The 25,639-nt window shown below is 51.6% G+C and carries 22 protein-coding genes and 2 tRNA genes; 21 read left to right on the plus strand and 3 right to left on the minus strand.

Features of this window, described 5'->3' with window-relative positions; translation table 11 throughout:
* The first annotated feature begins 34 nt into the window (after window positions 1–34).
* Window positions 35–379 carry a hypothetical protein gene (locus ACFVVF_RS16010; protein WP_387811296.1) on the plus strand — a complete coding sequence of 115 codons (345 nt, stop codon included), beginning with the start codon at window positions 35–37 and terminating at the stop codon, window positions 377–379.
* A 150-nt stretch (window positions 380–529) separates the two neighbouring features.
* Here the strand turns inward: ACFVVF_RS16010 and ACFVVF_RS16015 are convergent, their stop codons facing one another.
* The 3 genes from ACFVVF_RS16015 to ACFVVF_RS16025 all read right to left on the minus strand — a co-directional run bounded on the left by ACFVVF_RS16015 (window position 530) and on the right by ACFVVF_RS16025 (window position 1,686).
* A complete protein-coding gene (locus tag ACFVVF_RS16015; protein WP_387811299.1) occupies window positions 530–958 on the minus strand; it encodes a hypothetical protein in 429 nt (142 codons plus the stop codon).
* 516 nt (window positions 959–1,474) lie between these two features.
* Window positions 1,475–1,551 (minus strand) — tRNA-Arg (locus ACFVVF_RS16020).
* Window positions 1,552–1,612: 61 nt separating this feature from the next.
* Window positions 1,613–1,686: transfer RNA gene (locus tag ACFVVF_RS16025), tRNA-Gly, on the minus strand.
* 272 nt (window positions 1,687–1,958) lie between these two features.
* On the opposite strand from ACFVVF_RS16025, the gene ACFVVF_RS16030 reads away from it, so the two are divergent.
* From ACFVVF_RS16030 to ACFVVF_RS16125, 20 genes are all read left to right on the plus strand, one after another.
* A complete protein-coding gene (locus tag ACFVVF_RS16030; RefSeq protein WP_387811301.1) occupies window positions 1,959–2,849 on the plus strand; it encodes a hypothetical protein in 891 nt (296 codons plus the stop codon).
* An 87-nt stretch (window positions 2,850–2,936) separates the two neighbouring features.
* Window positions 2,937–4,226: a trigger factor gene (gene tig, locus ACFVVF_RS16035; protein ID WP_387811304.1), complete on the plus strand. Its 1,290-nt coding sequence runs from the start codon at window positions 2,937–2,939 to the stop codon at window positions 4,224–4,226.
* A gap of 242 nt (window positions 4,227–4,468) precedes the next feature.
* On the plus strand, window positions 4,469–5,059 hold the full coding sequence (gene clpP / locus ACFVVF_RS16040) for an ATP-dependent Clp endopeptidase proteolytic subunit ClpP (protein ID WP_042164887.1): 591 nt from the start codon (window positions 4,469–4,471) through the stop codon (window positions 5,057–5,059).
* A 16-nt stretch (window positions 5,060–5,075) separates the two neighbouring features.
* Complete coding sequence (gene clpX / locus ACFVVF_RS16045; RefSeq protein WP_042164885.1) at window positions 5,076–6,332, plus strand: ATP-dependent protease ATP-binding subunit ClpX; 1,257 nt, start codon at window positions 5,076–5,078, stop codon at window positions 6,330–6,332.
* A 103-nt stretch (window positions 6,333–6,435) separates the two neighbouring features.
* The gene (gene ispG / locus ACFVVF_RS16050; protein WP_042164884.1) at window positions 6,436–7,545 is read left to right on the plus strand and encodes a flavodoxin-dependent (E)-4-hydroxy-3-methylbut-2-enyl-diphosphate synthase; all 1,110 of its coding nucleotides are present in this window, start codon (window positions 6,436–6,438) and stop codon (window positions 7,543–7,545) included.
* A gap of 195 nt (window positions 7,546–7,740) precedes the next feature.
* On the plus strand, window positions 7,741–9,444 hold the full coding sequence (lonB, locus tag ACFVVF_RS16055; protein WP_387811309.1) for an ATP-dependent protease LonB: 1,704 nt from the start codon (window positions 7,741–7,743) through the stop codon (window positions 9,442–9,444).
* Between the two features lie 36 nt (window positions 9,445–9,480).
* On the plus strand, window positions 9,481–11,976 hold the full coding sequence (lon, locus tag ACFVVF_RS16060; protein ID WP_387811312.1) for an endopeptidase La: 2,496 nt from the start codon (window positions 9,481–9,483) through the stop codon (window positions 11,974–11,976).
* A complete protein-coding gene (yihA, locus tag ACFVVF_RS16065; protein WP_387811315.1) occupies window positions 11,973–12,569 on the plus strand; it encodes a ribosome biogenesis GTP-binding protein YihA/YsxC in 597 nt (198 codons plus the stop codon). Before lon ends, yihA begins: the two co-directional genes overlap by 4 nt.
* A 217-nt stretch (window positions 12,570–12,786) precedes the next feature.
* Complete coding sequence (locus tag ACFVVF_RS16070; RefSeq protein WP_387811318.1) at window positions 12,787–13,377, plus strand: non-ribosomal peptide synthetase module; 591 nt, start codon at window positions 12,787–12,789, stop codon at window positions 13,375–13,377.
* Between the two features lie 205 nt (window positions 13,378–13,582).
* Complete coding sequence (locus ACFVVF_RS16075; RefSeq protein WP_387811321.1) at window positions 13,583–14,302, plus strand: YjgB family protein; 720 nt, start codon at window positions 13,583–13,585, stop codon at window positions 14,300–14,302.
* Between the two features lie 281 nt (window positions 14,303–14,583).
* Complete coding sequence (speD, locus tag ACFVVF_RS16080; RefSeq protein WP_042164783.1) at window positions 14,584–14,982, plus strand: adenosylmethionine decarboxylase; 399 nt, start codon at window positions 14,584–14,586, stop codon at window positions 14,980–14,982.
* Between the two features lie 240 nt (window positions 14,983–15,222).
* Window positions 15,223–16,608: a glutamyl-tRNA reductase gene (gene hemA / locus ACFVVF_RS16085; protein ID WP_387811325.1), complete on the plus strand. Its 1,386-nt coding sequence runs from the start codon at window positions 15,223–15,225 to the stop codon at window positions 16,606–16,608.
* Between the two features lie 41 nt (window positions 16,609–16,649).
* Window positions 16,650–17,462, plus strand: coding sequence for a cytochrome C assembly family protein (locus tag ACFVVF_RS16090; protein WP_387811328.1), 813 nt, complete (start codon window positions 16,650–16,652; stop codon window positions 17,460–17,462).
* 44 nt (window positions 17,463–17,506) lie between these two features.
* Window positions 17,507–18,157 (plus strand): precorrin-2 dehydrogenase/sirohydrochlorin ferrochelatase family protein, encoded by a 651-nt coding sequence (locus ACFVVF_RS16095; protein ID WP_387811330.1) that lies wholly within the window; start codon window positions 17,507–17,509, stop codon window positions 18,155–18,157.
* The gene (gene hemC, locus ACFVVF_RS16100) at window positions 18,141–19,109 is read left to right on the plus strand and encodes a hydroxymethylbilane synthase (protein WP_387811333.1); all 969 of its coding nucleotides are present in this window, start codon (window positions 18,141–18,143) and stop codon (window positions 19,107–19,109) included. The genes ACFVVF_RS16095 and hemC overlap by 17 nt, the downstream gene beginning before the upstream one ends.
* A gap of 3 nt (window positions 19,110–19,112) precedes the next feature.
* Window positions 19,113–20,696 (plus strand): uroporphyrinogen-III C-methyltransferase, encoded by a 1,584-nt coding sequence (cobA, locus tag ACFVVF_RS16105; RefSeq protein WP_387811336.1) that lies wholly within the window; start codon window positions 19,113–19,115, stop codon window positions 20,694–20,696.
* A gap of 102 nt (window positions 20,697–20,798) precedes the next feature.
* Complete coding sequence (gene hemB, locus ACFVVF_RS16110) at window positions 20,799–21,797, plus strand: porphobilinogen synthase (protein ID WP_387811339.1); 999 nt, start codon at window positions 20,799–20,801, stop codon at window positions 21,795–21,797.
* 3 nt (window positions 21,798–21,800) lie between these two features.
* Window positions 21,801–23,108 (plus strand): glutamate-1-semialdehyde 2,1-aminomutase, encoded by a 1,308-nt coding sequence (gene hemL / locus ACFVVF_RS16115; RefSeq protein ID WP_387811342.1) that lies wholly within the window; start codon window positions 21,801–21,803, stop codon window positions 23,106–23,108.
* Window positions 23,109–23,188: 80 nt separating this feature from the next.
* Window positions 23,189–24,169, plus strand: a complete 981-nt coding sequence (locus tag ACFVVF_RS16120; protein ID WP_387811345.1) for an RluA family pseudouridine synthase — start codon at window positions 23,189–23,191, stop codon at window positions 24,167–24,169.
* Between the two features lie 88 nt (window positions 24,170–24,257).
* On the plus strand, window positions 24,258–25,559 hold the full coding sequence (locus ACFVVF_RS16125; protein ID WP_387811348.1) for a LysM peptidoglycan-binding domain-containing protein: 1,302 nt from the start codon (window positions 24,258–24,260) through the stop codon (window positions 25,557–25,559).
* Window positions 25,560–25,639: the final 80 nt, after the last annotated feature.

The raw sequence follows: 25,639 nt of genomic DNA on the forward strand, positions 1-25,639 counted from the left end.
TCGGTTCGAAATAGACAATATCGGGAACAAGGAGATGACAAAATATATGTATGACGGAGACAACACAGAGGAAGCACGCAAAACATTTTACGTATCCGTGCAGGCCGGACAAGTGTTGACGGACCCTGAGGCTGCAGCTTACGAGCTAGTCATTACGGCAAGCGAAGAAGAAGCGGATCAATTGAAACAGCTGTTCAGCGATTTATCCAGTATGGATGAGGCGCAAACGTCGCATTTTCTGCAGATGGCGATTGCGATGAATGATGATTCCGTTATGAACGGCGGTTATGACGAAATTCTACAGCAGATTTACCGTTTTCTGTACGAGCGCGGGACGGATGAAACGAAGCATGTGATTGAGGGTATGGGGATTCTGTAGTTCGGGAGAGTATATTTGCAATAACATACTGGTATTAGAGATAAATTAACATGTGTTTGTTTGGGAAGCACGTATAATTTCTAAGAAAAATCAATAATCAAGATAAAGCCCGCTGACCTATAGGCTAGCGGGCTTTATCTTGATTAATATTTAGGTTGTAATAGTAAAGTTATACGGGGCAGTAGTAGAAAATTGACTATATGTATGTCCACGGACTTGAAAATAAACAGTTTCCCCTGGAGCGATATTACCGGCTATCGTTACTTTAACCCAACCACCTGGGGTATCACTCGAAAAATAAGAAGTAGACCCTCCAACAATCATAGCAAAATCATAAATTAATCCAGGGGGACTTTGTAATTTAGCAGAAAGTCCATGTGGACTACCCGTATTATTAGTATAACTGTACCAATCGACATCAGTAGCTGAATTTAGTACTATCGATACTCCTAGAACTGGGAACTGAAATTGGTAAGCCGTTTGTTTGGAATCTGCCCATCCATCATAGGCAAAAGCAGATGATGCACCTGTTAATGATAAGACTAAAGTGAGCACAACAATGAGAAATTTCTTCTTCAACAAAAAAATTCCACCCTTCAAATAAAATTGTAAATACGTTACAAATATACCTTATCATTAATTTTGGAAATTGAAAATAAAAATTTCATAGATTTGGAAAAATAGAGTTAAGGATGTTACGATTGGATCCACGTATTATTAAGGTATCTGCGTTCTTTGTTGAAAACAAAATCAAAAGGCACTTAGTATTTTGAAAGAACAATAATTATTTTTTCTTATCGAAAGAGCATATTAAATTTCAGTCATTAGCCAGAACATTTTATTGAAAAAAAGAAAAGCCTTCAACCTTAGTGGTTCGCAGGCTTTTACTTTTTTTGAAGTTTAATAGTGTATTCATTGTGTACTACCAACTATCTTCATTGTAAAAATGTTACAATATAAAACCTTTGGAATTTAATTTGTACGTATTGTATCGCTTTCTTTATAGTATAAAACCATAAAGAAAACCCCTAGAACCTTGATATCATCAGGTTTTAGGGGTTTCATATTTATTAAATCTTTACATTTTAAACGAGATGGCGTCCCAGGAGGGATTCGAACCCCCGACCGACGCCTTAGAAGGGCGTTGCTCTATCCAGCTGAGCTACTGGGACACATAAGAAAGATTATAGCACGCGTTTTCTTGGTTTGGCAATAGTTAATTCCGAAAAACTTTGGAGCGGGTGATGGGAATCGAACCCACGCCTCAAGCTTGGGAAGCTGGCATTCTGCCATTGAACTACACCCGCAAGAAAAATGCGCTTGGTAAATATAGCATATGACAAATAAAAAAATCAAGTTAAAACTTTAGCCGGTATCCGGCCGATATAAATATTAGGTTCGTTGATATCCGTGTCGGCCTTTTGCCTCGCCGTTTCTTAATTGGGCTTGAACGTGGTATAATCGGACGCAGGGCATCGACTGACGATGGAAAAGGCTGGACCGATAAGGCGGTGGTACCATAACGACACGTAACGATATACATAATGATAGTAAAGACAACGTCTACCTCTTTCCGAAGATGCTGGATCATTACCAAATTCAGCTGACGCGCATGCTGGAATCCGAGCAGTACGGAGAAGCGAAGCGGCTGCTTCGTTTTCTGCTTCAATGCAAGGGGGAAGATGCACGGCACTATGAAGAATGGGGCAGTCTGCTCACTTGGCTGGAGATGGCTTTCCCTGAGGATGGGGACGGGAGCGATTCGGCCGGAGCCGCCAATTCGGAAGATGCCGAAGAGGAGCGGGTGCTCCGCGAGCAAATGCTGAATCCGCCGGGCCAGGATGAAGCCTACATTAAACAGGTTCTTTATATTATGGAGCATCATCCGATGCTGGATCAGCAAGTGTTGGCGCTTGAGAGGGCAGCCTACATCCAGGATCCTGAAGTGGATACGGCCATCGTAAACTGGCTTTCTAATACGACAGACCTGCATCCCATTCTGCAGTTCAAAGCGTTGCAATGCCTCCGCAAGCGTGAGGCTACGGGCATGCTGCTGTTGAACCGGATGGGCGAGATGGTGGAGCTGGATATTGAATCTACCCCGCTTTCCATAGACGATTTTCCGCAGCCGATTGGCCGCATTTTGGAGCGTGTAGAGCAGGTAACGGAGTCAGAGGACCCGACGCTGCCGCATTTTGCCAGGGAGCTGTGGAAGGAAAGCCTGCAGTTTCTGTATGGAACGTCGGCATATACTTGGATGCTCCGCGAGGAAGACGATACGGTCGATTGCTGCGCGGCGGCCCTGCATCTGACGCTGTTGCTGACGGTTTACGGGACTGCGAACGACGACGATATCCGGGAAGTTTATGGCATTACGGAGTCGCTCCGGTTCAGATACGAGCAAGCCTGCAGAGCGCTTCGGCAGGTTGCGGTTTTGCAGCGCTCGGATGAAGATAATCCCCAGCCTTGAAATGGGGGCTCATCTTGTTTATAATAGAATGGTTTATGAAACGTGAAAATTTAGGACGCAACCGTATTTTGGAGGGGAAAGCATAAAATGAAAGCAACTTGGGAAAAAATAGACAAGAACGTCGTTTCCATCGACGTTGAGGTCGGAGCAGAGCGTGTCGCTGTTGCACTGGACCAAGCATTCAAAAAAGTAGTACAGAAGGTCAACGTACCAGGCTTCCGTAAAGGCAAAGTGCCGCGCGGTATTTTCGAATCCCGTTTCGGCGTGGAGAGCTTGTACCAAGACGCTATTGACATCCTGCTTCCGGACGCTTATTCCGAAGCAGTTAGCGAGAACAACCTGCAGCCTGTCGACCGTCCGGAAATCGACGTGGAGCAGTTCGCTAAAGGCCAAACGTTCAAGTTTAAAGCGAAAGTAATCGTTCGTCCTGAAGTTCAGCTTGGCGAGTACAAAGGTCTGGAAGTACCGTCCACTGAAGTAACGATCGGCGACGAAGAAGTGAATGCAGAGCTGGAGCGTCTGCAACAACGTCATGCGGAGCTTTCCGTAGTAGACGAAGGCGCTGCAGAAACTGGCGACATCACTGTTATCGATTTCGACGGCTATGTTGACGGCGAGCAATTTGAAGGCGGCCAAAGCGAAGGTTATTCGCTGGAGCTCGGTTCAGGCTCGTTCATCCCAGGCTTCGAAGAGCAAATCATCGGTATGCAAATCGGCGACTTCAAGGACGTAGAAGTTACGTTCCCTGAAGCGTACCACGCAGAAAACCTGGCCGGCAAAGCTGCTGTGTTCAAAGTGAAGCTGCATGAAATCAAGCGCAAAACATTGCCGGCTCTTGACGACGAGTTCGCCAAAGACGTTAGCGAGTTCGACACGCTTGAAGAGTACAAGCAGGACCTGATCGTTAAGCTGAAAGAAAGCAAGTCCAAAGAAGCAGAGCAAGCTCGCGAGAACGCGGTCGTTGCAAAAGCTTCCGAGCTGGCTGAAGTAGAAATTCCTGAACCGATGATCGTAACGGAAGTTGACTTCATGCTGAAAGACTTCGAAAACCGTCTTCGCATGCAAGGCATGAACATGGACCTGTACTACCAGTTCTCCGGCCAAGACGAGTCCGTACTGCGTGAGCAAATGCGTTCCGACGCTGAGAAACGCGTTCGCAACAACCTCGTTCTGAGCGCAATCGCGAAAGCGGAAGGCATCGAAGCGACAGATGCTGACGTAACGGAAGAGCTTGAAAACCTGTCGACAGCTTACAACCGCCCTGCGGAAGAGCTGCGTACGATTTTCGCTCAAAACGGCAGCCTTGACAGCTTGAAAGAAGATGTTGAACTGCGCAAAACAATCAAATTGCTGCTCGATAACAGCAAAACAGCTTAAGTCAAATTAGGCTTAAAGCTTAACTGAATATAAGTTTTAAAGAGGATAAGGCACGTGATCGGTATAAGATTCGTGCCTTATTTTCACCCTACATAACATATTGTGGTTGAAATGGAGATTGTTCTCCGTACATATCGAGCGGGCAGTGCCGTATACTGTAGTATTGGAAAAATGACATTGCCTCTCCAACGTGTTACAATAGCTTTGTTTAAAAAGTCATAAAACGAAAAGAGGTTGGTCGCATGAATCTGGTACCGATCGTAGTCGAACAAACAAATCGCGGGGAACGGTCATACGATATTTACTCGCGTCTGTTGAAGGACCGCATTATTTTTCTCGGGAGCGCCATTGATGATGACGTAGCAAACTCCATTATCGCGCAGCTGCTTTTCCTGGCGGCCGACGATCCAGAGAAAGACATTCATCTGTACATTAATTCCCCGGGCGGCAGTGTAACAGCCGGCATGGGCATTTTTGATACGATGCAATATATTAAGCCGGATGTGTCGACGATTTGCATGGGCATGGCGGCAAGCATGGGCTCCCTGCTGTTGACTGCAGGCGCCAAAGGCAAACGTTTTGCGCTTCCGAACGCGGAAGTTATGATTCACCAGCCGCTCGGCGGCGTTCGCGGTCAAGCGTCGGATATTAAAATCCACGCCGACTGGATTTTGAAAACGAAAGAAAAGCTGAACCAGATTTACGTAGAACGTACCGGCCAGCCGTACGAAAAAATCGAACGCGATACCGATCGCGACAATTTTTTGAGCGCAGAGGAAGCGTTGAATTACGGTTTGATCGACAAGGTGATTACATCTCCGGTATCGATTTAATTGAAGGGGTGATACCATGTTTAAATTCAATGACGAAAAGGGCCAATTGAAATGCTCGTTCTGCGGCAAATCGCAGGAGCAAGTACGCAAGTTGGTTGCCGGTCCCGGCGTATATATATGCGATGAATGTATCGAGCTTTGCACGGAAATCGTGGAAGAGGAGCTCGGCCATGAGGAAGAGCTTGATCTGAAAGATATTCCTAAACCGAAGGACATCCGTGCCATTCTGGATTCGTATGTAATCGGTCAGGAATTTGCGAAGAAGTCGCTGTCCGTAGCGGTATATAACCACTACAAACGCGTTAACTCCGGCAGCAAAATTGAAGATGTTGAGCTTCAAAAGAGCAACATCCTGCTCGTAGGTCCTACGGGCTCCGGCAAGACGCTGCTTGCACAGACGATGGCCAAAATTTTGAACGTGCCGTTTGCGATTGCAGACGCGACGTCGCTCACGGAAGCCGGTTATGTCGGCGAGGATGTAGAGAACATTTTGCTCAAGCTGATCCAAGCTGCTGATTATGATGTGGAGAAAGCGGAACGCGGCATTATTTATATTGACGAGATCGATAAAGTAGCCCGCAAATCCGAAAACCCTTCGATTACCCGCGACGTTTCGGGCGAAGGCGTGCAGCAAGCGCTGCTCAAAATTCTCGAAGGTACGGTTGCCTCGGTTCCGCCGCAAGGCGGGCGCAAGCATCCGCATCAAGAGTTTATCCAAATCGATACGACGAACATTTTGTTCATCTGCGGCGGCGCGTTCGACGGGCTGGAGCAGCTGATCAAACGCCGTATCGGCAAAAAAGTGATCGGCTTTAGCTCGAACGGCGAGTTGACGAAAGATCTGAAGCCAGGTGAATACCTGTCGATGGTACTGCCTGAGGACCTGCTGAAATTCGGCCTCATTCCGGAATTCGTCGGCCGTCTTCCAGTTATCTCTACGCTGGAGCCGCTTGATGAGGAAGCGCTCATGCGCATTCTCTCCGAGCCGAAAAACGCGCTCGTGAAGCAATATCAAAAACTGCTGGAGATGGACAACGTCAAGCTTGATTTCGAGCCTGCCGCGCTTGAAGCGATCGCGAAAGAAGCGATTAAGCGGAACACCGGCGCTCGCGGCTTGCGTGCGATCATCGAGGGCATTATGCTTGAAGTGATGTACGAGGTGCCTTCCCGCGATGACGTGAGCACTTGTCTCATTACTGAGAAATCGGTACAAGACAAAATCATGCCTGAGCTATCCGCCAAAAAAGGCAAGAAGAAGGAAGAAAGCGCCTAATCTACAATCATTACCGTCAAAAGTCCACCCTAGGCGCGCGGCATCTGCCGCATGTAATTTAACGCTGTAGGGTGGAATTTGACGTTCATGGGAGAGATCATTGATGTATACGCGTAAAGACACGGTGCCGGTCAAAGTCGGTAACTTGACCATTGGCGGCAGCGACGAAGTCATCATCCAGAGCATGTGTACGACCAAGACCGCTGACGTTGAGGCAACGGTCGCCGAAATTCTTCGTCTTGAGGAAGCCGGCTGCCAGATTGTCCGGGTAACAGTGAACAACAAGGAAGCAGCGGAAGCCATTAAGGAAATTAAGAAACGGATTCATATCCCGCTCGTTGCGGACATTCATTTCGATTACCGGCTTGCTCTTGCCGCCATTGAGAACGGCATCGATAAAGTGCGTATCAATCCCGGCAACATCGGCCGCCGCGAGAAGGTCGAAGCAGTTGTTAAGGCGTGTAAGGAACGCGGCATTCCGATTCGGATCGGCGTAAACGCAGGCTCGCTGGAAAACCATTTGCTGGAGAAATACGGTTATCCGACTCCGGAAGCTATGGTAGAGAGCGCATTGTTCCATATTGGTATCCTTGAGGAGCTGGACTTCCACGATATTATCGTGTCACTGAAAGCTTCCGACGTACCGATGGCGATTGCGGCTTACAGCATGGCTGCCAAGCAGATCAAGTATCCGCTTCACCTAGGTATCACGGAAGCCGGCACACTTCATACCGGTACGATCAAGAGCTCGGCAGGCATCGGCGCGCTGCTGGCGCTTGGTATCGGCAACACCGTCCGGATTAGTCTCAGTGCCGATCCGGTTGAGGAAGTTAAGGTCGCGCGCGAACTGCTTAAGACGTTTGGACTGATCACGAATGCGGCAACGCTCGTTTCTTGTCCAACCTGCGGCCGTCTGGATATTGATCTGTTCTCGATCGCCAATGAGGTCGAAGAATACATCTCCAAGATCAAGGTGCCTATCAAGGTTTCTGTTCTTGGCTGTGCGGTTAACGGCCCTGGCGAAGCCCGGGAGGCCGACATCGGCATCGCCGGTGCACGTGGCGAGGGTATGCTTTTCCGTTACGGAGAAATGATTCGTAAAGTGCCGGAAGCGGAGCTGCTTAACGAATTGAAAAAAGAAATCGATGAGATTGTGCGCGTGTTTGAGGAAACAGGCGAAATTCCTGGCCGCAAGCATCATACGCACGCTTAATCCATAAGAGAGGCGTTCTGCTGTCATCTTCGGATGAAGGAGGGCGTCTCTTTTTTGCAAATTCAAGTTATTCGTTTTCATAAAAGGAAAAAATGGCGTTGGCGGTTATTCCCGGATAGAGGAGGCAATACTAGCAATTACGAACTCTATTGCCGTCGTGCACAGGAAAGCTTTTTTATGAGGAGCGGATAACCGATGAATTTAAGTATTGTATTGATGTTGATTCAAGTTTTTTTTGCTGTCGTTATTGGGCTTTATTTCTGGAATTTGCTGCGCAACCAGAAGACGAACCGTTCAGCGGTCGACCGGGAATCGCGCAAGGAGATGGATAAGCTGAGAAAGCTGCGCTCCATCTCGCTGACCAAGCCGCTTGCCGAGAAAACTCGTCCGCAAGCGATGCAGGATATCGTCGGACAAGTGGACGGCTTGCGCGCGCTTAAGGCTGCGCTGTGCAGCGCCAATCCGCAGCATGTCATTATATACGGGCCTCCGGGCGTCGGGAAGACGGCAGCGGCTCGCGTTGTGCTGGAGGAAGCGAAGAAGAACCCAACTTCTCCGTTTCTGCAGGAAGCGAAGTTTACCGAAATCGATGCGACGACAGCACGCTTTGACGAGCGGGGCATTGCCGATCCGCTAATCGGTTCTGTTCATGATCCGATCTATCAGGGAGCCGGGGCGATGGGCGTTGCAGGCATCCCGCAGCCGAAGCCGGGTGCGGTGACGAAGGCGCATGGCGGCATTCTCTTTATTGATGAAATCGGGGAATTGCATCCGGTGCAAATGAATAAGCTGTTAAAAGTGCTGGAGGATCGCAAAGTATTTCTGGAGAGCGCTTATTACAACTCGGAAGATGCGAATATTCCGATCTATATTCACGATATTTTTCAAAACGGCTTGCCTGCCGATTTCCGGCTTGTAGGCGCAACGACTAGATCGCCTCAAGATTTGCCGCCAGCGATCCGCTCGCGCTGCATGGAGGTATTTTTCCGCCCGCTTCTGCCAGGAGAGATTTCGATGATCGCTCAGAATGCGGTCAAGAAAATCGGCTTTGCGCCTTGCCCGGAAGCGGTTGAGGTTGTAGAGCGCTATGCGACAAACGGGCGGGAAGCTGTAAACGTTATTCAGCTAGCAGCTGGTGTAGCCCTGTCTGAGAAGAGGGATTCCATCACAGCGGCCGATGTGGAATGGGTTGTCAACAGCAGCCAGATTCCTCCGCGTCCTGACCGCAAAGTGCCAAATGCGCCGCAGATCGGCTTCGTCAATGGCCTTGCTGTCTACGGGCCGAATATGGGGACGCTGCTTGAAATCGAGGTAAGCGCAATCGCTGCTCCTTCCGGTCGCGGCCAATTTACGATAACCGGTGTCGTTGATGAAGAAGAGCTGGGCGGAGGCGCAAGAACGCTGCGCCGGAAAAGCATGGCGAAAGGCTCGGTAGAGAATGTGCTGACGATGCTGCGCCGTTACGGCCTCAAGCCGCAGGATTATGATCTGCATATCAACTTCCCGGGCGGTACGCCGATAGACGGGCCTTCCGCTGGTGTTGCGATGGCAACGGCTATTGCATCTGCGATCCGGGAAATTCCGATTGACAATAAGCTGGCGATGACCGGTGAGGTTGGCATCCATGGCAATGTGAAGCCGGTTGGCGGCGTATTGGCGAAAGTAGAGGCTGCCTTCCAGGCTGGAGCCAATACGGTCATTATTCCGCGAGAGAACTGGCAGGCGATTTTCGCTGATCTGCAAGGCTTGAAGGTCATTCCGGTTGATCGTGTGGATGAAGTGTTCAACTACGTATTCCCGGTAGGAGAGACAGCCGTCGAAGATGTAGAAGGGCATGTTGCAACAGACCTTTTTATCCCGACGGGTGTTCCCTATTTGCAGGCGGATTCCGCGGAATGATAAAATAGGGTAGACAGAATTTTTGGAGGTGCTGGTTTGGGATCCGCTAAAACGAAAACCCGTCGACTGCCCTTGCTCCCATTAAGGGGATTGCTCGTATATCCCAGCATGGTGCTCCATCTGGATGTAGGCAGAGATAAATCGGTGCGGGCGCTGGAAAAGTCGATGATTGACGATCATATGATTTTGCTCTGCTCGCAATCCGAAGTCAATATCGAGGAGCCAACCGAGGAGGATATTTACCGAATCGGAACGATAGCCCGCGTGCGTCAAATGTTGAAGCTGCCAAACGGTACAATCCGGGTGCTGGTAGAAGGGGTAAGCCGCGCAGAGATCGTCGATTATGTTGCGAATGACGAATTTTACGAGGTGTCGGTCAAAGAATTGCCGGAGCAGGAGACGGATGATCCGGAAGTGGATGCGCTCATGCGCTCCGTGCTCAGCCAATTCGAGCATTATATTTCGTTATCGAAGAAGGTTACGCCGGAGACGCATGCTGCCGTATCCGATATCGACGAGCCGGGCCGTTTGGCCGACGTCATTACGAGCCATTTATCCTTAAAGATTAAAGATAAACAGGATATTTTGGAGACGGTTGACGTTCGCGAACGGCTGGAGCGGCTGCTCGATCTGCTGAACAACGAACGCGAGGTGCTGGAGCTTGAACGCAAGATCAGCCAGCGTGTGAAGAAGCAGATGGAGAAGACGCAGAAGGAATATTATTTGCGTGAACAGATGAAGGCGATTCAGAAAGAGCTTGGCGAGAAGGAAGGAAGAGCCGGAGAAGTCGAGGAGCTGAGAAACCAGCTGGCAGAAGCGGGCGTTCCGGAGTCTGTAAAGGAGAAGATCGAGAAAGAAATCGATCGGCTGGAAAAGATGCCGGCAAGCTCCGCGGAAGGCGGCGTCATCCGCAACTACATCGACTGGCTGCTTGCTTTGCCTTGGAACAAGCTGACGGAGGATGACCTCAGTCTCGCCAAAGCGGAAGAGATTCTGAACGACGATCATTACGGCTTGGAAAAGCCGAAGGAACGCGTGCTGGAATATTTGGCGGTACAGCAGCTTGTCCGCAAAATGAAAGGCCCGATCCTTTGTCTTGTTGGCCCGCCGGGGGTCGGCAAAACCTCGCTAGCCCGTTCGATTGCGAAATCGCTTGACCGCAAGTTTGTCCGGATTTCTCTGGGCGGCGTGCGCGATGAAGCGGAAATTCGCGGACATCGCAGAACCTATGTCGGCGCAATGCCGGGCCGCATTATTCAAGGAATGAAAACGGCAGGCTCGCTGAATCCGGTCTTCTTGCTCGATGAGATCGACAAGATGGCGATGGATTTCCGCGGCGACCCGTCTTCCGCACTGCTTGAGGTGCTGGACCCTGAGCAGAACAGCACGTTCAGCGATCATTTTGTCGAAGTGCCTTTTGACTTATCCAACGTTATGTTTATTACGACGGCCAATGTGATGCAGAACATTCCGCGTCCTCTGCTGGACCGGATGGAAGTGCTCTATATTCCCGGCTACACGGAACTCGAAAAGCTTCAAATCGCCAGCCGCTACTTGCTGCCTAAGCAGAAGAAGGAGCACGGCTTGGCGGAAGCTCAGCTCGAAGTTGGCGAAGATGTGCTGCTGCAGCTGATACGCGAGTATACGAGGGAGTCCGGCGTGCGGAATTTGGAGCAGCAGATCGCAGCGCTTTGCCGTAAGGCAGCCAAGCACATCGTTGCTTCAAATGACAGCCAGGAACGTTCAACAGCTGCCGGAGCTGAAGCAGACGGGGCTGCTCAGCTTGAGCAGGATGATCCGACGTTGAATACGCTCGAAGCGGCATTCGGTTCCTCTCAGGGAGAGGAAGCCGCAGCACCGGCATTGAAGCCAGCTCTCGTCGTTGATGAGGATTTGCTCAAGGAATGGCTTGGACCAGCGAGATTCCGGTACGGAATGGCTGAGCTCGAGGATCAGGTAGGCGCAGTAACAGGGCTTGCTTGGACTGAGGTTGGCGGCGATACGCTCGTCATCGAGGTTACGGTCATGCCGGGCAGCGGCAAGCTGACGCTGACAGGCAAGCTGGGTGATGTAATGAAGGAATCGGCGCAAGCCGCATTCAGTTTTACCCGCTCGAAATCGCTGGAGCTGAATATCGATCCGAGCTTCCACGAGAAGAACGACATTCATATTCATATCCCTGAGGGAGCGATTCCGAAGGATGGCCCTTCGGCAGGCATTACGATGGCAACGGCGCTAATTTCCGCTTTAACTGGCCGCCGGGTATCGAAGGAAGTCGCGATGACGGGCGAAATTACGCTTCGCGGCCGTGTGCTGCCGATTGGCGGTTTGAAGGAAAAGTCGCTTGCAGCGCATCGCGCAGGCATTACTAAAGTGCTGATGCCAAAAGAAAATGAGCGGGATCTGCGCGATATTCCGGACAGCGTGCGAAGCGAGCTGACTTTTGTGCCAGTTGCCCATATGGACGAAGTGCTCCAGCATGCATTGCTGCCGGCTACTACGGAAGAGAAAGCAGGATCACCGATATTATGAAGATTACACAAGCAGATTTTATTATAAGTGCAGTACAGCCTCATCAATACCCCGATGACGCCTTGCCGGAGATCGCTCTGGCAGGGCGTTCCAATGTCGGGAAATCGTCGCTGATCAATAAAATGATTATGCGCAAAAACTTGGCCAGGACGAGCTCGCAGCCGGGCAAAACCCAGCAGCTTAACTACTACCGCGTGAATGACATGGTCTATTTTGTCGATTTTCCGGGCTATGGCTATGCTAAAGTATCCAAGACGCAGCGCGAGCAGTTTGGTCAAATGATTGAGACTTATATTCGCGACCGCGAGCAGTTGAAGCTTCAATTGCTCATTATCGACATCCGCCATGCGCCGTCTAAGGATGATGTGCTGATGTACCATTGGCTGAAGCACTTTAACATTCCGACTTGCATCGTAGCGACCAAGGCTGATAAAATTCCGAAAAGCAAATGGGACAAGCATTTGAAAGTGATCAGGGAAACGCTTGAGGTCGATCCGCGTGACCGCTTCGTCAAATTCTCCTCGGAGACAGGGCTTGGCCGGGACGAGCTTTGGGCCGTCATTACGGAAGCAACTGGCACATCAGGAAGCTAACGCAGCATCTTCAAGCTTAATATTGAGAATTTATTAAAAAAGGTTAGCCACGTCGTGGAATGCTTCGGTTTTTTCACAAATATGCGGGAATATCAGGGCTGAAGAGCAGGAATAAAACGCACTAATCACGTATACTATACTTAAGCAAACTTAAACGCCCTTCCCGTCCCTGGGTGGACTTTGAAGTTGTGCACTTCAAAGAATTGAGGAGATTTGTATGGCTCAGCGGCTAGCCACGGAGTATGTAAACGCCAAACTGCAGCTAACGATGGATGAGATGTCCCGGTTTGTCCGTTTTTTCGATGATCAACAGCTTGAGCTTCAAGTGCTGGTGCTCGATAACGGCAATCAGGAGATGGTTCTCGAAGACGTAGCAGGGAGGGAAAAGGTATGGTTGACGTTCGAGCGTCAACAAGACCGTTACGTGTGTGAGCTTTCCTGCCGCCTTGTTCATCCTAAGCTGACCAATGCCATGCGCAAAGCTGTAGCGGCTTTCCATGGCGACGCAATTGTCAATCGCATTTATAGTCATTATACGATGATCTACCACTATACGAATGGCAATGTCCGCCGCATATTGGAGACTAGCGCCTCCGGCACCAGAGTCGTGTTCGAGTACAAGGATACGATCGGCCAGCTGGAGAGGGTGTATCGCAGCCGTTTAATTGAGCGGGATATCGAGATCGTTCAGAACGCCATTAACGAGCTGCTTGACCTGCGCAACCAGGCTAGTGATCCGGTGCAAATCGCCGCCATCGACGAGCGGCTGCAGGAGCAGACACGCAAGCTGTTTGTTCTGGAAGCCTAATAAATTGAAGAGAAGGGCCGCATAGGATGCGGCTCTTTTTTTTATGGCTGCGTCCGGACAAGCCCTGTTTCATTTTCCACGATGTGGACAATTATATAATAGAGAGAACTGCAACCTTTTGCGAAGAAAAGCAGTCCAATCTCATGACAGTGTCACGCTGCCGATGAAGCAAATACAACTTAGAATTTTAAAGGAGATGCAGCAGATGGACAAACAGGCTCGGAACTATACAAGAAAATTGGCGATTTTTGGAGGGACTGCCGTATTGGCATTAGCTTTGTCAGCATGCAGCGGCAATAACAGTACAGGCAGCGCGGGAAATCAGCCAACGAACGCACCAGGCGATTCCGCAACTCAGCCGCCAGTATCACAGGTGACTTCACCTCCAGCCAACAACAGCAATAATACGAATAACGGCGGGAATGGTGTACACACGGGAAGCAAGCCGACGAGCAAGCCGCAAAGCGGTCAACAAAATGGCGGAAAAGACGAGTCCAAGCTTGCGGTGGGCAAAATTTTTGAATTAGCGAAGGAAGGGAAGGTGCCTGGCTGCAGCTACGCGGCTCATACCTCGCTATATGACGATATTGAGAAAGTATGGGGCAAGGCAGACCACAATGACTCCGCTGGAAAAGGCATGTATGCAGAGTATAAGAAACGGGGCATCACATTTGGATACAACAAAGGCATGGTCGTGTTCGACGTCAGATCCTATTCGAAGGATCTGCACAGCCTCACGCTGAAAAATATCGAATCCGCCCTCGGCAAAGCGGACGAAACAACAGTGAACGGCGATGACCATATTTACACGTACAACGTAAACAAGCAATATCAGCTGAAATTTGTTATCCCGGCATCGACAAACAAGGTCGACCACATCTCCGTGTACAGCCCGGATGATACGAAAAATTTAATGGCTGGCTAATACCGGATCCGGGTACCGATCCGCCCCGGTCCTCATACGTTATATACGGGCATCGGGGCGGCAATATCCAAATCAATCCTGATCTAAAAAAGCAGTTGCTTTTCCGCCTAATAGATGTTACTTTTAATCTCGTCGAAAACACTGTTCTAGTCAAATTAGGAACCAGGATTCACTCAGGACATGTTTATGTTGCGAGAGAGTATTCCCTCGGGAAGTGAATGACGTAGGTCCTAGCGGATGAAATTTTTAAACATTTTATTCCTAGGAAGGGGGACCGGAAGATGGAATATTCAACTTTCGGAAGACACGTTGCTGTTGACGCTTGGGGTGTAGATTTTGATCTGCTGAACAACGCTGAATTTTTGCAAGCCCAAATGGTGGAGGCTGCTGATGCATGCGGCGCTACTGTAATGTCTGTGCAATCGAAGCAATTTGAACCTCAAGGCGCAACGGTGCTCGTACTGTTGTCGGAGAGCCATCTCTCCATTCACACGTATCCTGAGAGAGGATTTGCCGCTCTTGACTGTTATACCTGCGGTGAAACCGTGGATCCGCAGCTTGCAATTGATTATATGATCGCAGTGCTGAAACCGACGAAGACGCATGCCAAGAAGCTTGTTCGCGGCATGGGCGAATTGCAAGTGGAAGAACCGGCAATGAAACAAACCGAGCTAGTCTAATAGCCCGCAATGATTGATATCAAATAACCATAGACGATTCTGCGCGTTAAGCGGCGGGAGCGTCCATGGTTATTTCTTTGTGTGAAATGGGAATAATGAGAATCAGTTTTTCAAACATTATTCATAAATGCATCCAATATGGTTGTCGAACTATGCTATAATTACGATTGACAAACGATGCGTTAATGAAATTTGCTTATTATTCGTATGATATATAAAAGGAAAGGCAGGTGATCGCGCATGCACATTATCGTAGTCGGACTGAACTATCGGACGGCTCCCGTAGAAGTAAGGGAGAGATTCGCCATCGCGGAAAAAGAAATGCAACAAGCGTTGAAGCAGCTGAAGCAGACTAGCAGCATTATGGAATGTGTCATTGTGGCGACCTGCAATCGTACCGAGCTGTATGCAGTAGTCGATCGCCATCATTTATGCGGCCATTATATCCGCAGCTTTATGGAGCAATGGTTCAAGCTGCCAAGACAGCAGTTCACGAACCATCTCTATATGTATGAGGACGATAAGGCCATCGAGCATCTGTTCCGGGTAACGAGCGGACTAGACTCCATGGTAATCGGAGAGACGCAAATTCTCGGTCAGGTTAAGGATGCGTTTGCGCTTGCCCAGCAAGAGAAGACGACGGGCACGCTTTTTAATATGCTGTTCAAGCAATCGATTACGATGGCGAAAAAAGCGCATTCGGTCACGACAATCGGCGAATCGGCTGTCTCGGTAAGTTATGCGGCTGTGGAGCTGGGCAAACGGATCTTCGGGCAGTTCAACAAGAAGACCGTCATGATTATCGGGGCGGGCGAGACCGGCGAGCTGACGGCTAAGCATCTGTACGCCAACGGCGCTACTCAGGTTATTGTCGCCAACCGCACCTTTGAGCGTGCGGCCCAATTGGCGGACAAGTTCAATGGCGTTCCTTACTCGATAGAGGAAGCAGCAGCCAAGCTGCATGAGGCGGATATCGTAATCAGCTCTACCGGAGCTGAAGGCTACGTACTGGACCGTGCTGCGGTAGCTGCTGCAATGAAGCGCCGCAAGTCGAAGCCGCTGTTTATGATTGATATTGCGGTGCCTCGAGACTTAGATCCGGCGATTGCTGCAGTTGAAAATGTATTCTTGTACGATATCGACGATTTGGAGGGCATCGTGGAGAGCAACCTGGAGCATCGCCGTGCGGAAGCAGCGAAGATCGAGCCGATGATTGAGTTCGAGATTGAAGTTTTCGCTCAATGGTACCGTACGCTTGGTGTCGTTCCGCTCATCCGTGCCCTGCAGACGAAAGCTGCCGATATTCATGAGGATACCATGGCAAGCATGCGGAACAAACTGCCTGACCTCGATGAGCATGAGCTGAAGGTCATCGGCAAGCTGACGAAAAGCATCGTCAATCAAATGATGCAGGATCCGATCTTACGGATTAAAGAGATGGCCGGAGAGAAGCATGCGGACGAAGCGATGGATATGTTCGTAAAAATATTTGCGCTCGAGGAGCAGCTTGCTCAGAAGCAAGCGGAGCTTCAAGCGGCGAACGATACGATAGCCGCGGCCGAAGCGCTGAAGAACAAAGCGCCTGTACGCGGGGCAGCGCCATCGCTGGCGTCCGTCACTAGGTAGAGCGCTCCTCACTTTAAAAGGAGCGCAGCGTGGAGGCGCTTATGGGAACGCAAAATTGGCTGTATGACACGATACTTTATATGTACGCCCTGAGCCTTTTGTTTTACTTCTCCGATTTCATGGATGCGAACCGGAGAGCGAAACGGATCGGAACAGGGCTCCTTATTTTTGTGTGGATATTACAAACTGTCTTTCTTGTTATTCGGATTTTTACCCATCTTGAGATGACGTCTATCTCAACCTTTGAATATTGGCTGGGATTTTCATGGCTGCTCGTCACCATATCGCTTGTTATCAGCCGGTTTTTCAAAATCGAGTTTATCGTCTTTTTAGTCAATATTGTCGGTTTCGCCGTATTGGCGCTTAATATGTACAGCCGTCCCGGGGAAGAATCACGCATGGCATTGTCCTCGACGATGCGCGAGCTGCTGTTCGTTCATATCAGCCTTATCCTATGCGCATATGCGGCGCTTACAGTAGGATCGATTTTTGCCGGGATGTACCTGTTTCTTCATCAGCAGCTGAAGGACAAGCGATGGTCGAAATATGTGCGGCGCTTTCCAAGTCTGGATACGATCGAGCGGTATTCCGACCGTGCGATCATTATCGGGGTGCCGCTGCTGGCGATGTCTTTATCCGTAGCGGTAACGCTGCTGCTGATCGAAGGCCAGACATCTCTGCTGCTGGACTGGAAGGTTGTCTCATCGTTCGCTGCGCTCGTCATGTATATTATTTACGTTGTTCAGCGTGCGATGCTGAATCGTCCGGGCACTCAGCTTGCCCGGCTGCATGTGCTGGCTTTCTTCGTCCTTATTCTTAATTTATTGTCCAACTTTATATCTGCTTTTCATTAAAGCAAAAGATAAATGCCTGTCGACATAGATAGAGGGGGCTTGTCATGTACCCGGTGATGCTGCAGCTTCGCGGAGAGAAAGTCGTGATCGTAGGCGGCGGACGTATTGCAGAACGCAAGACGCTAGCGCTGCTGGAGGCTGGTGCCGATAGCGTCGTACTGATAAGTCCGGTCTTGACGCCGCGTCTGCAAGCTCTTGCTAAGGACGGTATCATTCAAGCGTCTGCAAGGCCTTATCAAGCCGAGGACGCCAGAGGGGCACGGCTGCTATTCGCTGCAACGGATGACGCCTTGTTGAATCAAGCCGCCGCTGAGGATGGCCGGCGTGCCGGAGCATGGGCGAATATTGCCGATGATGCGGCCGGCTCTGATTTTGCCAATCCCGCTGTTGTACGCCGGGGAGACTTATTGCTTGCCGTATCGGCAAGCGGCGCAAGTCCTGCGCTTGCTGCAAGAATAAGGGGCGAGCTGGAGCAAGCCTATGGAGATGAATATGAGGCTGCAGTTCAAAGGCTTCGCGGGTTGAGAGAACGGGCCAAGGCGGCTGTAGAAGACCCGCAAGAGAGGCATGAGCTGCTGCGGCTCGCTGCGGCAGAAGCACCTCGCATGCAAGAAGGCGATGAAGATTTGGATGCTTGGCTGGAACGGCTTCAGAAGTTGATAACGGAGGGGTTACATAATGGAAACGACAAATAACGGACAGCGCACGATCGTAGTAGGTACAAGGCAAAGCGCGCTTGCGCTGACGCAGACTGGCCAAGTAATTGATGAGCTCAAGCGTATTAGCGATAAGCACGGCCTTGGCTATTCCTTTGAAATTCGCAAAATCGTTACGAAAGGCGATCGCATTCTCGATGTGACGCTCTCCAAGGTCGGCGGAAAAGGGTTGTTCGTCAAAGAAATCGAGCAAGCTCTCCTTGACGGCGAGATTGACCTTGCCGTTCATAGCATGAAGGATATGCCTTACGAGCTGCAGGAAGGATTGATGAACGGAGCGGTTCCGAAGCGGGTCGATCCGCGTGACTGCCTGATTATGAAGGACGGCTCATCTCTTGACGATTTGCCGAAGGGCGCCAGAGTCGGCACAAGCAGCCTTCGCCGTTCCTGCCAGTTGAAGAATGCCAGACCTGATCTTCAATTGGAGTCCGTTCGCGGCAACATCGACTCCCGTATCCGCAAGCTGGAGACCGAGGGCTTTGATGCGATTGTCTTGGCAACGGCTGGCATGACGCGCATGGGCTGGGATGATCGGATATCGACTAAGATTCCGGTGGACGTATCCGTTCCGGCAGTCGGACAAGGCGCGCTCGGCATTGAATGCCGCGAAGACGATTCTGCCGTACGCGAGCTGTTGTCGCTTTATAATGATGAAGAGACTTCGCTGGCGGTTCGGGCAGAGCGAAGCTTTCTAGGCGCGCTGAACGGCGGCTGCCAAATTCCGATCGGCGCTTATGCAACGGTACGGCAGATGAGCACGGATTCGGCAGCCTTGGAGCTGGAGCTTACGGGCATCGTTGGCACACCCGATGGCTCGGTGCTGTTGAAGGAAATGCTGCGGGGCAGCGATCCCGAGCAATTGGGCCGGGATGTTGCGGCGGCGCTCTCGGCAAGAGGCGCAGACCGGATTTTGGCAGAAATCGAGGGATAGCAGATGGGGTATGGGGAAGAGAAGACTTTAGCTGGCGAACGGGATAAAGGGATTGTCTATCTGGTTGGGGCAGGTCCTGGCGATCCTAAGCTTATTACCGTTCGCGGATTGGAATGCTTGAAGCGCAGCGACGTTGTCGTCTATGACCGGCTGGCTAGTCCGCGTTTGCTGCGGCACTTGAAGCCCGGTGCGGAAAAAATCTATGTCGGCAAACTGCCTGACCGCCATACGATGAAGCAGGAGGAAATTAACCAGCTTCTCGTTGATTTGGCGCTGCAAGGCAAAAATGTAACGAGGCTGAAGGGCGGCGACCCGACGATTTTTGGCCGGGTTGGCGAAGAAGCAGAGCTGCTAAGAGCTAACGGCGTTGAATTTGAAATTGTGCCAGGCATCACCTCGGCGATAGCAGTACCTGCCTACGCGGGTATTCCTGTCACGCACCGTGATCTTGCTTCCTCCCTGTCCATCGTAACGGGGCATGAAAGCCCTGATAAGCTGGATAAATCAATTCATTGGGATAAAGTGACGAACGCTACGGGCACGCTTATTTTCTTGATGGGCGTTGCCAAAATCGGCTATATCGCCGAGCAGCTGATCCGGCATGGCAAGAGAGCCGATACACCGGTCGCTTTGATCCGCTGGGGTACGCGTGTGGAGCAGCGGACGATAGTCGGCACGCTGGAATCAATCGAGCGCATTGTGAAGGAAGCGAATTTTCAGCCGCCGGCTGTTATTGTCGTGGGCGACGTTGTCCTGCAGCGCGAGAAGCTGCAATGGTATGAGCGCAAGCCGCTGTTTGGCGTGCGTGTTCTGGTCACCCGGGCGAGATCGCAGGCAAGCGAGCTGGCAGACCTGATTGAGGAGCTGGGCGGCGAGCCTTGTGAATATCCGGTCATTGATATTCGCGAGCCTTCAGAGCCGGCGAAAGTACAAGCCCTTCGGGATGCATTCGAGCAAGCGGAGCGATACGACTGGATTTGCTTCACAAGCGTCAACGGTGTGGACTACTTTTTCCGCTGGCTGCGCAGGTTTGGCATCGATATTCGCCGCTTCAACAAAGCCCGGATTGCTGCTGTAGGTCCTAAAACAGCCGAGGCGCTTGCCGATCGGGGATTAGCGGTAGAGGAGCTTCCGGCCAAGTTTCAGGCGGAAGGCTTGCTGGAGCAGCTGGAGGACAAGCTTGCACCCGGCCAGATTGCTTTGCTGCCGCGCGGTGATCTAGCCCGCGAAGTATTGCCCCGGGAGCTTGAAGCCCGCGGATTGCAGACTGTGCAAGCTGATGTGTATGAGACCGCTCTGGCTGATACGCAGGATGATCAGGCGCTGGAATGGATTCGCGAGCGGCAAATTCATGTTGTCGCCTTCACAAGCTCTTCTACGGTGGCGAATCTGCTGGAAATATTACGACGCAACGGCATCGATGATCCGGTTGCTGCTCTCAATGGCGTTGACATTGCTTCCATTGGACCGTTGACGACCCAGACAGCCGAGGCTGCGGGCCTGCAGGTAACGATTGAGCCGCAAGAGGCGACGATTGCTTCCTTGATTGAGGCGTTGACGCAGCATCAGGCAAGCAAGCTCGTATAACGTCACGTCATTATGATTATCTATTCGAAGGCTGCAGCAAAATGATGCATCCTATAACTATATAACACTATATAAGGCAAGGAACTAGGAGGAGGAATAACTATGGCATTTCCTATCGTTCGACATCGCAGACTGCGCCAATCGGGGGCCATGCGCAACCTCGTGCGGGAAACGGTATTGACCGCAAATGATTTCATTTATCCGATTTTCGTAACCTATGGTGCCAATATCCGCGAAGAGATCGCATCGATGCCTGGTGTTTATCATCTGTCGATGGATCTGCTGGAAGCGGAAATCCGCGATATCGTCTCGCTGGGCATTCAAGCGATCATGCTGTTTGGCGTTCCGGATCATAAGGATGCAGAGGGTTCTTCCGCGTACGATCCGAATGGCATCGTTCAGGAAGCAACACGCGCGATTAAGGGCTGGGCGCCTGAACTGATCGTCATGGCGGACACCTGCTTATGCCAATTTACCGATCATGGCCACTGCGGCGTTGTGCATGTGCACGAAGCGACCGGAACGGCTGTCGTAGACAACGATGCATCGCTGGCGCTGCTCGTCCGGACAGCGGTATCCCAAGCGGAAGCGGGAGCGGACGTCATCGCGCCTTCCAACATGATGGACGGTTTCGTAGCGGCGATTCGCGACGGTCTGGATGAAGCCGGCTTTACGCATGTTCCGATTCTGTCTTATTCTGTGAAATATGCGTCGTCCTTCTACGGTCCGTTCCGTGAAGCGGCCCACTCGACACCGCAATTCGGCGACCGCAAGACGTATCAGATGGACCCTGCCAATTCACGCGAGGCGCTTCGCGAAGCGGAATCCGACGTCGTAGAAGGTGCTGACATGCTGATGGTTAAGCCTGCTCTTGCCTATCTCGATATCGTGAGACAGCTTAAGGATAGCTTTGACCTGCCCGTTGTAGCCTATAACGTAAGCGGGGAGTATTCCATGGTTAAAGCGGCGTCGGCTAACGGCTGGATCGATGAGAAAAGCGTCGTGCTGGAGACGTTGACCGGAATGAAGCGCGCAGGCGCAGACATGATTATCACTTACCACGCGAAGGATGCTTCACGCTGGCTTAGAGGAGAGGAATAATCGATGAGCGACCATAATTCGATCGGCAGAAGACAGGATACTCGTTCTAGAGAAGCGTTTGAACGGGCGAAAAAAGTGCTTCCCGGGGGCGTAAACAGTCCGGTTCGCGCATTCAAATCCGTTGGACTTACTCCAGTCTATATGGAGCGGGGCGAAGGCAGCCGCGTGTATGACATCGACGGCAACAGCTATATCGATTACGTCGGCTCATGGGGACCACTTATTATGGGTCATGCTCATCCGGAAGTCATTGAGGCCATCAAACGGACAGCAGAGAAGGGAACGAGCTTCGGCGCGCCAACCGAGCTGGAGACGCTGATGGCTGAGCTCGTATGCGAGCGGGTGCCATCGGTCGATATCGTCCGTATGGTTAATTCCGGTACAGAAGCGACGATGAGCGCGCTGCGCCTTGCCCGCGGCTACACGAAACGCAGCATGATTTTGAAATTCGAGGGCTCGTACCATGGCCATGCCGACAGCTTGCTTATAAAAGCGGGCTCAGGTGTCGCGACACTCGGCTTGCCGGACAGTCCGGGTGTTCCGGAAGGCGTAGCTTCCCAGACGATTACGGTTCCGTACAATGATCTCGATTCGGTAAAACTCGCATTTGAGAAATTTGGCGAGCAAATCGCCTGCATTATCGTTGAGCCGGTAGCCGGCAATATGGGCGTCGTTCCGCCGCTGCCTGGCTTCCTGCAGGGACTGCGCGACATTACGGAGCAATACGGCAGCCTGCTTATTTTCGACGAGGTGATGACCGGCTTCCGTGTTCATTATCAATGCGCGCAAGGGCTGTTCGGCATTGTCCCGGATTTGACCTGCTTCGGCAAAGTGATCGGCGGCGGCTTGCCGGTTGGCGCTTACGGCGGTAAACGCCACATCATGGAGATGATCGCGCCAAGCGGTCCAATCTATCAGGCAGGAACGCTGTCGGGCAATCCGCTTGCGATGGCGGCGGGCTATACGACGCTGAAGCTGATGACTCCTGAGCGTTATGAGCTGCTGGAGCGTCAGGCGGTACGTCTTCAGCGCGGGTTCGAGCAGAACGCAGCGAAACACGGCATTGCCACTACAATTAACCGTGTAGGTTCGATGGTTTGTCCGTTCTTCACCGATAAAGTCGTCATTAACTTCGATACGGCCAAAACATCGGATATGGAGCGATTCAAAGCTTATTTTGCGGCGATGCTGGAGCTTGGTGTCAGCATTGCGCCTTCGCAATTCGAAGGCATGTTCGTCTCCGGCGTCCACTCGGATGATGATATCGATGCGACAATTGCTGCTCATGACACGGCTTTCAGCCGACTGTAACCACAACTTATATACAGCCAGCGGCAGGACGTAAGCGCGTTCGGCCGCTGGCTTTTTTCTGAAAGGAGGCAAATTTGCCTATGAAGCCGACACTTGCATACCGGAGAGATAAGGAATGGCTCGTGCTCGATGGCGAAGGGTTGTCCGCCCTTGCTGCGGCAGCTAATGCGGAGAGCCCCGAAGCGGGGATAAGCTCCCATGCGATGCGCCAATGGCTGATCGATTACGCGCCTTTTCCCGCCAAATGGATCAATCGGCTGTTCTCGGTAGGCGGCATACAGCGGGAGGACGAAGCGCTGAAGCTGCTGGCGTTTCCCGCTGCTGCCAAGGGGGCTGCCGATCCGCTCTACCGGAAGGCCGCAGCCAGCCGCTCTGGAGCGCAGGAAACCGTGTTTGCTGAGCTGCTCTATGAGGATGATTTCTGTGCGGTTTTCTTGAAGCCGGCCGGCATGCCGGTTCATGAATCGCATCCCGGTCAAAGCGGTACGCTGGATGAGGCTGCCGCCCAGCATATGCTGGCGAAGAATGATCTTCTGCCCGTACGCCATATTCACCGGCTCGATGACGATACGTCAGGACCGGTGCTTTATTCGAAAAATGACTTGGCTCAGTGGGTGTTGGATGAGGCGATGCGGGCAAAGCGGATAGACAGGCGATATATCGCCGTCGTTCATGGCCGTCTGGCAGCCCGGTCTGGAACGATTCATGCGCCGATTGGCAAAGACCGCCATCAGCCTTCACGCCGGAGGGTGTCGCCAAATGGCGAGCAGGCGGTCACTCATTACGAACTGGTAGAGACAATAGGCAATGCTTCTGTCGTTCGTCTTCAACTGGAGACGGGCCGCACGCATCAAATTCGGGTCCATATGAGCCATATCGGCCATCCGTTAGTAGGAGACCGGCTGTATGGCGGTGATGGTACGCTGCTGCCGCATCAAGCGCTCCACGGTGAACGATTGTTATTTCCGCATCCGTGGACCGGCTTGTCCATTGAAGCAAAGGCGCCTGCTCCTGCTTGGCTGGAGACGCTGCGCGACAAGCTGGGCTCCCGTACAAAATGATAGTCATGCTCCTCCCAATCCTGCCATATAAATAATAGGGAATGTATATAGTAGCCAAAGCATTCAGATTAGGGAGGGAGGACAAAGCGTGACAGATCAATCGAAGGGATTGCGTTTTGATGTCTACGAACGCATTCATTTACCGGATGAAGTAGCAGCTATTGAAGAGCTGGAGGAAATTGAACTCGTTCCCCGCATTCAAGTCATTGAGCAGGACGACCACGCGGTTCTAAAGGGACAGCTGCTCTTGACCGGTGTCTACAGAGGGCAGGCAGAAGGTTCCTTGCTGCAAACGCTGGAACATTGGATTCCTGTGGAAATTACGCTGCCGTTGAATCGGATATCCCGTCTCGACGAAATTTCCGTGGAGATTGACAATTTCGACGTCGACCTGCTTAGCTCAAGGACGCTTAACATTACCGGTGTTCTGTCGCTGCGGGGCATTCTGGTTGAGCCGCTGCCGGAGGCTGAGGAAGCTTGGCGGGAGGAGCCGATTACTGTCGTTCATGAGCGGGAAACGGCTGATTTCGATGAGCAGGTGCTTCAGGCGAGGCTGCAAGCGCAGCAGGAGCTTTATGACTCAAGCTCGGAAGAGAATGACGACGACGATGAAGATTTTGAGGACGATCAAGAGGACGCTGACGAGCCGGACTATGAGGAGCGGGAGGAAGACAGCGAGGCTGCAGTTACGATCTCTGCATCTCCGCGAGACTCCGGCTGGTCGGCTGCGCAATGGTTTGAGCCGCAGTCCCAGCCTCCGTCTCACCCGCTGCAACAGCAGCCATCGCAGCCTCAGCCTTTGCCGCAGTTTGGTTCGCCTTATTCCGAGGAGCGCGTTTTTGCTCACGCTGCAGAGCAGCAGTCGGACGAGGAGTTTGCCATTCGCGATGCTCAAGCGGATGCAGACTTTGCCTCAGAAGAGGAGAGCGAGCCTGCTTGGGAGCAGGAGCAACGGGATGAGCAATGGTTTGCGGCAGGCGAGCCGAAGAATGCAGAAGAAGCGGAGAAGCAGGAGCTGCGCATCGGCTTCGGCAGCAAGCAGCCGGGTACAGATCCGGAGCAGGCCGTTAATGTCGGGCTGATGACGCTGCTGCAGACGAGCAAACGAGAGCAGGCAGCACGGGAGGCTGCAGAGCAGGTAGCGGCGCAGCAGGCCGTTGATTCATCCAAGGCTGCTCATTCCGGTGACGAGATTGAGTGGAAAACCTTGTTCCTTGGCAAGCAAAGCGATGAACGGGAATTCCGCAAAATCCGTGTCTGCATCGTTCAGCGGGACGAGACTTTAGAATCAATCGCCGTCAGATACAGCATGAATCCGCGTGAAATATTGCTCTATAACGGCTTGAACGAGTCTGCAGTTGCTGAAGGTCAGCTATTGTACATTCCTTAATCCAATACTGCACATAAAAGAAGGGTTTGTCCGCATTGCGGGCAAGCCTTTTTTTAGCTGTCTAAAAGTGAAAGCGGCGG

It is taken from the genome of Paenibacillus sp. NPDC058174 (assembly GCF_042883865.1).
In the GTDB taxonomy this organism is placed as follows: Bacteria; Bacillota; Bacilli; order Paenibacillales; family Paenibacillaceae; genus Pristimantibacillus.